Origin of the sequence: Belliella buryatensis, from assembly GCF_900188245.1 — a bacterium.
Taxonomy (GTDB): Bacteria; Bacteroidota; Bacteroidia; order Cytophagales; family Cyclobacteriaceae; genus Belliella; species Belliella buryatensis.
In genome coordinates this window covers 149,593-162,865 of the sequence record NZ_FZOK01000002.1, presented here as the reverse complement: position 1 = coordinate 162,865, position 13,273 = coordinate 149,593, and the positions used below count along the sequence as shown (strand labels likewise).

Here is a 13,273-nt window from a genome sequence, read left to right as displayed (position 1 = left end):
TTGTTTTTCATATGTTTCAGCGCTTGATCAAGGGGGAATTGAGCAGTAAGACCGCTCAACTCCCCACAATTCGATAAGCCCTAGTAATTACTATCTTCATCGATATCACTACCGATCATATCTTTGAGTCTGTTACGAATATTGGAAAAGAGGTTATCTCCTGATGCCATGGTTTTTGTTGTTCTGACATTCATTTCATGCTCCTTTACCTGCTTGGTTCTTTCGTTATATTGCGTATCCCTATCATCGATAGACTTGAAGCCAGCCAATACCAATCCTACCGTAGTAGCGTACATTGGACTCTTTACTTCTTCAATCTTACACTTACCAAGGTGCTCATTTGGATAACCTATTCTGGTATCTAGTCCAGTCATATATTCAAAGAGCTGAGCTACACCTTGTAGCTGCGAACCACCACCCGTCAAGACAATTCCTCCTGCCAGCTTTTTGTAATGCCCACTAGCTACAAGCTCGTTTTGCACGTACTCTATAATTTCTTCCATTCTGGCTTGAATGATGGCTGCAAGGTTTTTGATTGAGATCTCTTTTGGAGGTCTATTCCTCAAGCCTGGAATAGAGACAATTTCATTTGGGTTGGCTTCTTCGGCTATGGCTTTTCCAAATTTTGTCTTTAATAATTCTGCTTGGTGATGCAGGACCATACATCCCTCTTTGATATCTGTAGTGATGATATTACCTCCCAAAGGAATCACAGCAGTATGTCTGATGATATTATCATAGAAAATGGCTATATCCGTAGTCCCACCACCGATATCTACCAAGCATACTCCAGCTTCCTTATCGATATCACTCAATACAGAAAGTGAGCTTGCCAAAGGTTCAAGGATCAGGTCTTTGGAAATCAAACTTGCTCTCTTTACACATCTATTGATGTTGTTAATCGCGGTGGTCTGTGCTGTGATGATATGGAAATCAGCTTCAAGTCTAGAACCAGACATACCTACAGGATCTTTGATTCCATCTTCATAATCTACAGTATAGTCCTGAGGCATCACATGAATGATAGAATTACCAGGAGGAACGACGATGTTCTCCATGTCATTGGATAGTCTTCTGACATCTTCAACAGTAATCTCATCTTCATTGGCTTTGCGAAAAGTCACACCATGGTGTACTGTGCTTTTGATATGTTGACCTGCTATACCGACAATCACCTCTGCGATATCTACATCAGCCATATCAGAAGCATCTTGCACTGCCTTTTGGATAGCATTGACAGTCTTGTCGATATTGGTCACGATACCCCTAATGACTCCATCAGAGACCGCTTTACCCATACCTAGCACTTCTAATTTCCCAAACTCGTTCTTGCGCCCGATAATTGCGCAGATTTTGGTGGTCCCGATGTCTAAACCGACGATTAATTTGTCATTTTCCATAGCCATTCTATTATTCACAAATGATTTGATCCTTATATTTTACATTCACTCTGCTGTATGTATTCCAACCTTTGGCAGGTAGAATCTCATCGTAGAAGAGTATTATCTTCTTGAATTTCTCTTCAATCTGCTCCGCTGCACCGAACTCTATCACCTGCTTACCTACTTGCTGATACATGCGGATATCATTTTTCCTATTGAGTTCTAGACCTGTGATTTGAGCTTTCCAAAAGTCATCCTTTTCGATAAACTTGATCAAGTCTAGCAAACCTTGGTACTCAGCTCCAAGCTTTTCTTCTTGAAGCAATCGCTCAGCATAGCTTCCCTCTATAGTCAATACCCTCGTCGTATACTTCGGTGAAGTAGGTAATATGACGCCTTCCGTAGAAATGTAACCGTCAGCTGCCATAGGTCTGATAATCCTAGCCATGGGTTTATGCTGATCGATCTCTACCCATATATTGCCTTTCAAATCACTAAAGACTTCTGCATTTTTTACAAATGGATGACTCTTCACCTTTTTTTCAATTTGGTTGAGATTCAATTCACTAACCAACACTCCTGTTTTCAGAAGCGGGAACTCAGTCTCCAATCTTTGAAGCAAATCCTTTTCATCTACAAAGTATACATCTGCAATAGGATTCACTTTGACATGAACCTGATTGAGTCGTTTGTCTGCACTTTGCTTCTCTACAAACCCGATAAAGCCTGCCAGCACCATGACCAAGAGGCTAAAAACGATCGTTTTTTTCGTTCTATTTTTCATCTCTCATCCATTTAGCTATCGGTTCTACTAATCTGTCAATATCTCCTGCGCCTATGGTGACCAAAACTTCTGGTCTATTGGCATTCAGGTAATTCAAGATTGCTTCTTTACTTTGCAAGGATTTCTTATCAGCACTGATATCAGTTAGCAGCATTTCTGAAGTCACTCCTGCGATTGGCAATTCCCTTGCAGGATAGATATCCAAGAGAATCACTTCATCCGCTAAGGACAAGCTTTCTGAAAATCCTGCTGCAAAGTCCCTTGTCCTCGTGAACAAGTGCGGTTGAAAGATGGCTGTCAGTCGCTTTGAAGGATACATGGCCTTGACCGATTCCAAAAAGGCTGAAATTTCCTCTGGGTGATGTGCATAGTCATCAATATAGACTTTGCTATCCTCTTGCACATGTATTTCAAACCTGCGCTTCACTCCTCTGAATGACTGCAAGCCAGCTGTAATTTTCTCCTCAGTCAAGCCATAGTCCAAAGCAATCGCTATCGCTGGCAAAGCATTCTCCACATTGTGAAAGCCTGGCATTCTCAGCTTTAGGTTATTAATTCTTTTAGTTCCTTTGACAAAATCAAAACTGAAATACCCCGGCAAAGCCTTGACGTTCTCAGCTTGTATTTCTCCAGCTTTGACGCCGTACTGGGTGACCTTTATTGTTCCAAAGTCAGACTTGCCTAATTTTTCGAAGGCCTTGATTTGAATGTATAATTTCCCGTCAGGAGCAATCAAGTCTAAGAAAGCTCTAAATCCATCCATCATCACTTGGTCATCTCCATAAATATCCAAATGATCAGCATCTGCACTAGTCAGTACTGCTGTATTGGGATGAAGATGAAGGAAAGAACGATCAAACTCATCCGCCTCTACCACTACTGTAGAGTCTCCTACCTGCTCGTCATGGAGAATCAGGTTACTTTGATAGTTTTGTGTGATCCCTCCTAGGAATGCTGCGATATTTTCGCCACCAGATTTCAGCAAATGCGCCACCATTGACGAAGTCGTCGTCTTACCGTGAGTCCCAGCCACTGCGATGGTCGGCATATCAGCTGTGATCATCCCAAGAACTGCTGCACGCTTATGCAGCGCATAGCCTTCATTTCTGAAGAAATTCAACTGTTCAGAATCCTTTGGCATGGCTGGAGTCCACACAATCAGTGCATTTTCCTTATTGACTTTGACTGGATCTGGAATTTCAGCTATGCTATCCACAAAGCTGATTTGCATCCCTTCTGATGCTAACTTTTCTGTTAGCGGTGAAGGTGTCTTGTCATAGCCAGAAACAGGTAGCCCCATGTGATTGAAATACCTAGCTAGGGCACTCATACCTATGCCACCGATTCCTAGAAAATGGACGCTATGTAGGTGACTCAGCTTCATGGGATCAATGCTGCTATGGCTTCCACTATTGCCGTGGCAGCGTCTGGTTTTGCTAATTTTTTTATGTTTTGAGCCAAATCATTGGCTTTTTGTTCATCATTGGTGATGCTGTCTACGGTGGCCTTCAAGTTTCCGATTGCATCTGCATCTTTGAGTAAGATGGCTGCATCCTGAGATACATAAGCCATGGCATTCTTGGTCTGATGGTCTTCCGCTACATTGGGTGATGGAATAAACACCACTGGCTTGCCTACCAAGCTCAACTCGGATACTGAAAGAGCTCCAGCTCTGGACACCACTAAATCTGCAGTTGCATAAGCCAAATCCATCTCTCGGATGAATTCTCTAACTTGGATATGCTTCAGCCCTGAAGCTGCTACTTGAGCTGTCATCTCAGCAAAATAAAATTTCCCACATTGCCATAAAACTTGATAGTCACCATGCTCAAAAGCTGCCATCTCAGCCAATATGGCTTGATTGATTGTACGAGCGCCAAGGCTTCCTCCTAGCACCAAAAGTGTCTTTCTATCATCATTGAGTCCAAAATACGCCAAGGCCTGCTCCTTTTTCCCATCCAACTCCATGATATCTTTTCTCACAGGGTTGCCAGTGTAGATCAATCTATCCGCTGGGAAAAACTGCTCCATATTCGGATAAGCCACACAGATTTTCTTTGCACGCTTGGACAATAGCTTATTGGTCAAGCCTGCATAGGAATTTTGCTCTTGTATCAAAGTTGGTATTCCTTTGTTCTGTGCTACAAACAATAGGGGTCCGCTTGCATAACCTCCAACGCCTACGACTACATTAGGCTGAAAATCTTTGAGCAGTTGCTTTGCCCTACTTAGGCTTCTTAGCAGTTTGAATGGAAAACTCAAGTTGGATAAACTAAGACTTCTTTGAAGTCCAGCTACTTTCAATCCCTCTATGCGGTAGCCAGCCTCTGGCACTTTCTGCATTTCCATTTTACCTTCGGCACCCACAAATAAAAAATCACTGTCTGGATATTTGGCTTTCCAGGCATTGGCTATAGCAATCGCAGGGTAAATATGCCCTCCGGTTCCGCCACCGCTGATCATGATTCTATATGTGCTTTTCTTCTTGATAGTGCTTCGGGTTTATGCTGTTTGAAATGCTCTTCTTGGTTTGTTACTGCCTTCTACAATAGGGTCCTCTGCGTCTTCATGATCACCTCTGCTCACGCTGAGGATAATCCCCAAGGAGAAACCTGTAAATATCAAGGAAGTCCCTCCCATACTGAGTAAGGGAAGTGGTAAACCTGTGATTGGACCCAGTCCTACCGCTACTGCCATGTTGACCATGGCTTGCAAGACGAGGGCGAAGCTCAATCCAGCAGATAACAATCCGCCAAATGGCTTGGTCGAGGAAGCGACGATACGCATGCCTCTGTATAACAAGGCTAGATAGAGTAGCAATACGCCACCACCGCCTACTAATCCATATTCTTCAATAATGATCGCATAGATAAAATCAGAGTATGGGTGAGGCAATGAATTGCGCTGTTCTGAATTCCCAGGACCTTTCCCAGTGATTCCTCCTGTGGAAATAGCGATATATGATTGTTCTGCTTGATAAGGAATCTCATCACCAGAAATGAAATTCTCTATCCTGGACACAAATGTACCTCCACGCTGGCCAAAGAACACTGCTGCAGTCAAGGCCAACATCCCAACCATCACAATTAGAAATGTATATCGCATCGGTACTCTTCCAATAAACATCAAGAGCAAACAAGTCACCAAAAGCAAAACTGCTGTAGACATATTGGCAATACCAATTAATCCGCAGATGACACCAACTGCGATCATTACCGGAATGAAAGTGTTTTTGAAGTCTCGAATATTGCGTTGCTTTCCTGCAAGAAAACTTGCCAAAGTGGCGATCAGCGCAAGTTTGGCAAGATCTGAAGGCTGAAAAGCCTGATCAATCACAGGGATTGTCAACCATCTATTTGCATCGTTGATATTGGAACCGAAGAAATAAGTGAACAACAATAATGGCACAGAAATGAATAACAAGAGCTTCCCAATAATACCGAAGGTCTTATATGGAATCTTATGTACAGCCCACATCACTCCCAAGCTCAAGAATACCAAAAAGGCATGCTTGACGATATAGGTCTCGGTATTACCTCCCTTGTATTTGTAAGCCAAAGTGCCTGTCGCTGAATAGACCACCAGAATACTGATGATAGACAATAGGATCACAATAGCCCAAATAATTGGGTCACCCTTGAGATTTCTATCTATAAATTCCTTGGCCTTATTCATGATTTGACTTTTTCTTTTGTTAGCGCAATCACTGCCGCTTTGAACTGCTCTCCACGATCTTCATAATTTTTGAAAAGATCGAAACTGGCACATGCGGGTGAAAGCAAAACCACTGATCCTCTTTCCCCAAGCTCCAAGCCCCAAGCAACTGCTTGTGCGATATCTTCAGTTTCTCTTATCGTTTGGATTCTTCCAGCAAAAGCTGCTTTCAATTTCTCATTGTCCGTACCCAAACAGATCAAAGCTTTTACATTCTCTTCAACTAATGGATAAAGCACGGAGTAATCATTGCCCTTGTCAACACCACCAGCGATCCAGACCAATTTGCTTCCGAAGCTCTCCAATGCATAAATTGTCGCATCTACATTGGTTCCTTTGCTATCATTTACAAATGCCACTTGATTGATCTCTGCTACCCATTCCATGCGGTGTGGGGCATTTTGAAAATCAGCCAAAGCCTGTTTGATCGCATTTGAATTAACTCCCGCTGCTATAGCTGCTAAGGTCGCGCACATGGTATTTTGCATGTTGTGGGCACCCTTTAGATTAATTTGATCAACGACTAGATTGAAGCTGTCCATATGATGAATAGCGATAACGTCTCCATCATAGAATGCTCCGACACTTGGCTCTTGCTCTATTGAAAATTTGGCCAACTGAGCTTTTATTGGTGCTTTGAGTAATCCATTGTGGACATTTAAGTCGTCACCATTCACAATCGCCAAATCATTGGCATCCATATTTTTGAATAGCGATACTTTGGAAGCAATGTATTTGTCCAATTGGTAATCATACCTATCCAAATGATCTGCCGTAATATTGGTCAAGATGGCCACGTTTGGTTTGAAAGTGACAAATCCATCAATTTGGAAACTGCTTACCTCCAATACCCACCAAGCTTTGTCTCCATTTACCAATTGCCCTGCCCAGCTCTGCCCTACATTTCCTGCAAGCCCTACATCCATGCCTGCCTTCTGAAGCAGGTGATAGGTCAAGAGCGTAGTAGTGGTCTTTCCATTGGTACCGGTGATGGCAATCACTTTTCCCTTGGAAAATCTAAAAGCAAACTCCAACTCATCAATCACCGGAATTTCTTTTTCTAAGGCCAGTTTGACGATAGGAGCTTTATTGGGAATTCCCGGACTTTTGATGATTTCATCTGCGCTGAGGATTTCCTCTTCTGTATGCTTTCCTTCTTCAAAGGAAATATTGGCAGCATGGAGCTGAACTTTGCGAGCTTCAGAGATGCTACCCATATCAGATACCCACACGGCATAGCCCTGCTGCTTGGCGAGCAATGCTGCTCCCAATCCGCTTTCGCCTGCGCCTAATATGACTATCTTCTTGTTCATATTATCTCAATTTCAAAGTTGCTAAGGTGATGATGGCCAATAGGATCCCGATGATCCAAAATCTGGTCACAATCTTAGCTTCATGAATATTTTTCTTTTGATAATGATGATGAAGTGGGGACATCAAAAAGACCCTTCTACCTTCACCATATTTCTTTTTGGTGTATTTGAAATAGGACACCTGAATGATCACTGAGGCATTCTCAATTACGAAAATCCCACATAATACTGGAATCAACAGTTCTTTTCTTAAAGCAAAAGACAAAACTGCAATCACTCCACCTAACATCAAACTTCCGGTATCTCCCATAAAAACCTGTGCTGGATAGGAATTGTACCATAAGAAACCCACACAAGCGCCGACAAAAGCAGCACAGAAAATCACCAACTCACCAGAATTTGGAATGAAGAAAACATTCAGGTATTGGGAGAAAATGGCGTTGCCAGAAATGTAGGCGAAAATGGCGATCGTCAATCCAATAATGGCTGAGGTCCCCGCAGCGAGTCCATCTATTCCATCCGTGATATTGGCTCCATTGGATACCGCTGTCACAATGAAGATCACGATCAGGATGTAGAAAATCGGTGTAGCAGCCTCACCCAAGAATCCAAATATGCGCTCGTAATTGAGCTCATTGTTTTTCATAAACGGGATGGTAGTTTTCATCGTCTTGACATCTTTGAAAGCAGGTGTCTCGACCACACCCTCCTCAATAGAAACAGGGTTGGTAAACTCTCTTACCACTACTCCATCATGGAAGTAAAGTGTAGCCCCGACAACGATCCCAATGACAATCTGACCTACAATCTTGAATCTTCCAGCAAGTCCATCTTTATTTTTTCTGAATACTTTGATATAGTCATCCAAAAAGCCAATTCCTCCCAACCAAACAGTAGTGATCAGCAATAAGATGATGTACACATTATTGACATTGGCAAAAAGTAAAGTAGGAATAATGATACCAGCCATGATCATCAAGCCGCCCATAGTTGGCGTGCCTTTCTTTTCATTTTGGCCTTCTAATCCTAAGTCTCTAACAGTCTCGCCAATCTGCTTATTGCGAATCCAATCAATGATGTTTTTCCCAAAAGTAATGGTGATGATCAATGACAAGAGTGCTGCCATCCCTGCTCTGAAAGAGATATAGCGAAACACCCCTGTGCCAGGGATATCCATTACTTTGTCGAAATATTCAAAAATCGGGTATAACATCTTTTAGCTTTTGTTCAATAAGTTGAGTAAATCTTTCACTATAGCTCGGTCATCAAAAGGATGTTTCACTCCTTTAATTTCCTGATAAGTTTCATGCCCTTTGCCAGCAACTAAAATGATATCACCAGGATTAGACATAACACAAGCAGTCTTGATAGCCTCTCTGCGATCTTCTATAATCAAAGTCTTTTTGAAGTCCACGGGATTTACGCCCGCTTCCATCTCCCGAAGGATCGCCATAGGTTCTTCATCACGTGGATTGTCCGAGGTCAAGATGACCTTATCACTGAGGTTAGTTGCAATTTTTGCCATGACAGGGCGCTTAGTTTTGTCTCTATTTCCACCACAACCAACTACTGTGATGACCTGCTCACCACCAGTCCTTACTCCTTGGATAGTCTTGAGGACATTTTCTAAAGCATCCGGCGTATGTGCATAATCCACAATCGCTGTCACTCCCGCAATGGTAATCTTATCAAACCTCCCTTGTGCACCTGGTACTTTGGATAGCTGCATCAATACCTCTTCTTCTTCTTCTCCCAGCAAAACTGCCACCCCAAAAACTGCTAAGATATTGTAGGCATTGAATTCTCCGATCATTCGAAACCATACTTGCTTGCCTTGAATGTCCAGTTCTAAGCCTTCTATGGAATTGGTCATGATCTTAGCTTTGAAGTCTGCTGGGAATCGCAATCCAAAAGTTTGCTTGGCCGCTTGAGTGTTCTGTAACATCACCATCCCACGCTTATCGTCAGCATTGCTCAATGCGAATGCATCCTTCGGCAATCTGTCGAAAAGCAACTTCTTAGCTTTGATGTATTCATCAAAAGTCCCATGGTAATCCAAATGATCATGAGATATATTGGTGAACACTGCCCCAATCAGCTTCAACCCTGACAAACGCTCCTGCACGATGGCATGAGAACTAGCTTCCATAAAGCAATGGGTACAACCTGCTGCAACCATTTTTTTAAGTAACTCCTGAAGGCTCAATGCGTCAGGAGTCGTGTGTGTGGCTGGTACAACTTGATCCGAAATTCTGTTTTCTACAGTAGAGATCAAGCCTACTTGATAGCCCATTTCTATATACAGCTGATAGAGAAGAGTGGCGGTTGTGGTTTTACCATTGGTACCCGTCACCGCCACGATCTTCAACTTTTCAGATGGATTTTCATAATAATTGGCAGCCATGATGCCGAGTGCTTTGGTGGAATGATCTACAGTCACATAAGTGATCCCTTCCTGAATGGCTTCTGGAAGGTGTTCGCAGACGATTACATGCGCACCTTTTTCAATGGCTGTCGGGATGAAGGAATGCCCATCTACTTGTGTTCCAGAGATGGCTACAAACACATCATTTTCGCTAACCTTGCGGCTGTCGAAAGCAAGCTTGCTGATTTTTCTATCCATATTTCCTATGGTAGCAGTCAGCGATACTTTGTATAATATGTCCTTTAAATCCTTCATTTATCCTAATACTAAACTGATTACGCTATTTTGACTGAATGTAGCACCTGGGTTAATTGACTGGTTTTTGACCCTGCCTTTACCTTGGTAGACCACTCTCAATCCTTTATTTTCCAATACATACAAAGCATCTCTCAAGGATAATCCGCTGACATCTGGCACTGTAGGAGCCTCGACTTTATTAGCTTTCCATTGGATGGATTTATTGACTACGGTGGATTTGACCCAAGTCTCTCCGCCGTCATTGTAGTGGTTAGAAATCCCAAATTTGTTGCAAAGCAGCTGTAACTCGTCAACTTTACCCGCTTGGATAAAAGGAAACTCATCTGTCTTCAAGTCGGCAAAATGAAACTTGGGTTGAGATTTGACATTGATCTCCAAATCTTGGGAATAAATCTTATCTGCTATCTCTTTGAAAACTGGCGCTGAGATATCACCTCCATATGCATTGAAGCCCTTTGGACTGTCTATGACCACAATGGCAGAATACTTGGGTTTATCAGCAGGAAAGTAGCCGGCAAAAGAAGTGTAATAGCGCTGTGTATAGCGACCATCTACCAATTTCTGTGCAGTTCCTGTCTTCCCAGCGATCTTATAATCCTTGTTGTAGACGTTTTTGGCAGTACCACTCTCTACTACCCCCTCCAATAGCTCCTGCAACTGTTTGATAGTCTTGGCAGAAGCAATGCTTTTTCTCAATACTTCGGTATCGAATCTTTTTTCGATTTTATTTCCCTTGGCAATACCCTCTACGATCATAGGCTTGACCATTTTCCCCCCGTTGGCTACTGCATTATAGAGCATCAGTGTATGAAGTGGGGTCAGTTTCGTTTCGTAACCAATAGACATCCAGGGTAGCGTAGTGCCATACCAATTCCTTTCGTCAGGGTTTTTGAAATAGGGAGCCCCTTCACCTTTCAGCTGGAATCCGATGGGTTGATTAAGACCTGCTTTCTCAACATAGCCCATGAATTTCTTCGGCTGATGACCAAAATGCTCATTGACCAGTTTAGATACTGCGACATTGGAAGATTTTTCGAATGCTTCTTTGATGGTGATTTCTCCGTAACCACCCTGCTTAGCATCACGCATGGTGCGGTCAAAAAACCTGAATGTACCATCACCTGTCTCTATCTTTTCATTAAGATTGATCTTACCTTCTTCAAGTAGCGCTAGCATAGAAAGCAACTTGAACGTAGACCCCGGTTCTGTCAACCCTTGGTCTCCAACTGCGAAATTGTAGTTTTCAGAATAGCCATATCCTGACTTGTTTTTCTGGAGATTGGCTATAGCTTTGATCTTGCCAGTCGCTACTTCCATGACGATGACAGCACCATATTCTGCATCCTTATTCATCAGCTGACGCAAAAGAGCAGACTCAGCTACATCTTGAATATTCACATCCAAGGTAGTGTAAACATCAAATCCATCATCGGGCTTCACATCTTCAGCATCGAAAACTGGCTTCCAGCTACCTCCAGCGATTCTTTGGAAAAGCGCCTTGCCATTTTTCCCTTCTAGGTATTCATTGAAGCTATACTCTACGCCTACACCGTATTTGTCCTCATTAAGAAAACCGACAGTACGAGAAGCGAGGTTATTGAAAGGACGGTAGCGCTTTTCTACCTTTTCGAAAATCACCCCACCTCCCAAGCGGCCATTTCTGAAGATCGGCCAATTACTCATCGCTTGCATTTCTTGGTAACCAATCTGCTTTCTATTCAAAATCAAATAACGCTTGCCACTGACTCTCGCATCCTTGATGCTGCGCTTGTAGGCATCTGCTGATTTGTCTCTGTAAAAAGAGGAAAGTAAATAGGATAAAGAATCAATCCCTTTATCAAACACCTCTTGCTTGGCCACTGCTGGATCAATAACTACTCTATAAAAAGGCAAACTGGTAGATAGTAAGCTGCCATCTGCTGCATAGATATTGCCCCTAGTAGCGCTGACTTGTCTGTATTGGAAATTCAGGCTTTCGGATTTGGCTTGCCACTTCTCCCCCTCCACAAACTGCAAATGGGTGACCCTGTAAAAGATCAGCCCAGCAAATAAGGTCACCACAATAAAGGCAACTCTTACTCTCAGTACTATGGATTGTTTGATATTCACTTTTTGTATTTAATTTTTATAGGAGGTTCGTCTATTTCATATATGCCTAATGGCTGAATTTTTTTTGCTACTTCAGATTGCTTGCTACTGAGCATATACTCAGCCTCGAGCGTGGTCACGTCTGCTCTGAGGTCTTCCACCTCTTGCTGCATGCGCTCGATCTTGCGGATCATGTTGTCTGCACGGTGATTGGACCAGATATAAATCATGGCAAGAAATGCCGCGAAGAAAAAGGGAGGACCAAACTTCACTGGAATACCTTCACCAAGAATCCCACGCACATCGAGCTTCTCTTCCATCAGGGTAAAGAGATTCTTTCTCTTCCCTTTGGGAGCAGCACCCTGCTTGATTTTCTTTTTGAATGTATTTTGACTCATGACTTATATCTTTTTGGCTATTCTCAGTTTGGCACTTCGAGACCTGTTGTTCGCAGCCAACTCCTCCGCAGATGCTGTCACTGCCTTGCGGGTCACTGGCTCTAGTGGTCTGATCAAATTACCATAGAAATCCTTCTCTACCTCACCTTGAAATTTCCCCTTGGCTATAAAATTCTTCACCAAACGATCTTCTAAGGAATGGTAACTCATGACTACGAGCCTGCCTTCAGGCTTCAGTACTTCGACTGTCTGAAGCAGCATCTCTTCTAGCGCCTTCATCTCGTCATTGACTTCAATTCGCAATGCCTGAAATACTTGAGCGAAATACTTGAACTCCTTACCTCTAGGCGCAAACTTCTTCAATACCAACTTGAATCCCTCGATCGTGGAGAAAGGTGTCAAAGCACGCTGCGCCACCACTGCTTGCGCTAAAGTCTTGGCATTTTTGATCTCCCCATAGATCCCAAAGATCTTGTGAAGTCTAGATTCTTCATAAGTATTGAGCACGTCCTTTGCCGTCAGGCTCATCGCATCACTCATTCGCATATCCAAGTCTCCGTCAAATCTGGTAGAAAAACCTCTTCCGGGCTCATCTATCTGATGGGAAGAAATCCCCAAATCAGCCAAGATTCCATCCACTTGTGTCACCCCATAGAGCCTGAGATATCGCTTCAAATCTCTAAAATTTGCCGGCACAAAAGTGAACTTGTCGCTTTGTGGAATATTTGCTTCCGCATCAGCATCTTGATCGAAGCCATAAAGATGACCTTTGTCCAGATGCTTGAGAATCTCCTTGGAATGACCACCACCTCCGAAAGTAAGGTCTACATAGATGCCATTCGGATTGATCGCCAATCCGTCAATGCACTCATGTAGCATCACGGGGATATGGTAAACTTGATCTGTCATGC

General features: G+C 43.0%; 11 protein-coding genes. All 11 read right to left on the bottom strand.

Annotated features, from left to right (window positions below; translation table 11 throughout):
• Nucleotides 1–80: 80 nt before the first annotated feature.
• The 11 genes from ftsA to rsmH are packed head-to-tail and all read right to left on the bottom strand — an operon-like array spanning nt 81 to nt 13,271.
• Complete coding sequence (gene ftsA, locus CHB66_RS02660; RefSeq protein WP_089238067.1) at nt 81–1,400, bottom strand: cell division protein FtsA; 1,320 nt, start codon at nt 1,398–1,400, stop codon at nt 81–83.
• A gap of 10 nt (nt 1,401–1,410) precedes the next feature.
• Nucleotides 1,411–2,166, bottom strand: coding sequence for a cell division protein FtsQ/DivIB (locus tag CHB66_RS02655; RefSeq protein WP_089237709.1), 756 nt, complete (start codon nt 2,164–2,166; stop codon nt 1,411–1,413).
• A complete protein-coding gene (gene murC, locus CHB66_RS02650) occupies nt 2,156–3,550 on the bottom strand; it encodes a UDP-N-acetylmuramate--L-alanine ligase (protein WP_089237707.1) in 1,395 nt (464 codons plus the stop codon). The genes CHB66_RS02655 and murC overlap by 11 nt, the downstream gene beginning before the upstream one ends.
• Nucleotides 3,547–4,629 carry an undecaprenyldiphospho-muramoylpentapeptide beta-N-acetylglucosaminyltransferase gene (gene murG, locus CHB66_RS02645; RefSeq protein ID WP_089237705.1) on the bottom strand — a complete coding sequence of 361 codons (1,083 nt, stop codon included), beginning with the start codon at nt 4,627–4,629 and terminating at the stop codon, nt 3,547–3,549. Before murG ends, murC begins: the two co-directional genes overlap by 4 nt.
• Before the next feature lie 39 nt (nt 4,630–4,668).
• Nucleotides 4,669–5,841, bottom strand: a complete 1,173-nt coding sequence (locus tag CHB66_RS02640; protein WP_089237703.1) for an FtsW/RodA/SpoVE family cell cycle protein — start codon at nt 5,839–5,841, stop codon at nt 4,669–4,671.
• Complete coding sequence (murD, locus tag CHB66_RS02635) at nt 5,838–7,193, bottom strand: UDP-N-acetylmuramoyl-L-alanine--D-glutamate ligase (RefSeq protein ID WP_089237701.1); 1,356 nt, start codon at nt 7,191–7,193, stop codon at nt 5,838–5,840. The genes CHB66_RS02640 and murD overlap by 4 nt, the downstream gene beginning before the upstream one ends.
• Before the next feature lies 1 nt (nt 7,194).
• Complete coding sequence (gene mraY, locus CHB66_RS02630) at nt 7,195–8,406, bottom strand: phospho-N-acetylmuramoyl-pentapeptide-transferase (protein ID WP_089237699.1); 1,212 nt, start codon at nt 8,404–8,406, stop codon at nt 7,195–7,197.
• A 3-nt stretch (nt 8,407–8,409) separates the two neighbouring features.
• Nucleotides 8,410–9,873 carry a UDP-N-acetylmuramoyl-L-alanyl-D-glutamate--2,6-diaminopimelate ligase gene (locus CHB66_RS02625; RefSeq protein ID WP_089237697.1) on the bottom strand — a complete coding sequence of 488 codons (1,464 nt, stop codon included), beginning with the start codon at nt 9,871–9,873 and terminating at the stop codon, nt 8,410–8,412.
• Entirely contained in the window at nt 9,874–11,985 is a 2,112-nt protein-coding gene (locus CHB66_RS02620) for a penicillin-binding protein (protein ID WP_089237695.1), read from the bottom strand. It abuts the gene before it with no gap.
• Nucleotides 11,982–12,362, bottom strand: a complete 381-nt coding sequence (locus CHB66_RS02615; protein WP_076500039.1) for an FtsL-like putative cell division protein — start codon at nt 12,360–12,362, stop codon at nt 11,982–11,984. The genes CHB66_RS02620 and CHB66_RS02615 overlap by 4 nt, the downstream gene beginning before the upstream one ends.
• 3 nt (nt 12,363–12,365) lie before the next feature.
• Nucleotides 12,366–13,271 (bottom strand): 16S rRNA (cytosine(1402)-N(4))-methyltransferase RsmH, encoded by a 906-nt coding sequence (gene rsmH / locus CHB66_RS02610; protein ID WP_089237693.1) that lies wholly within the window; start codon nt 13,269–13,271, stop codon nt 12,366–12,368.
• Nucleotides 13,272–13,273: the final 2 nt, after the last annotated feature.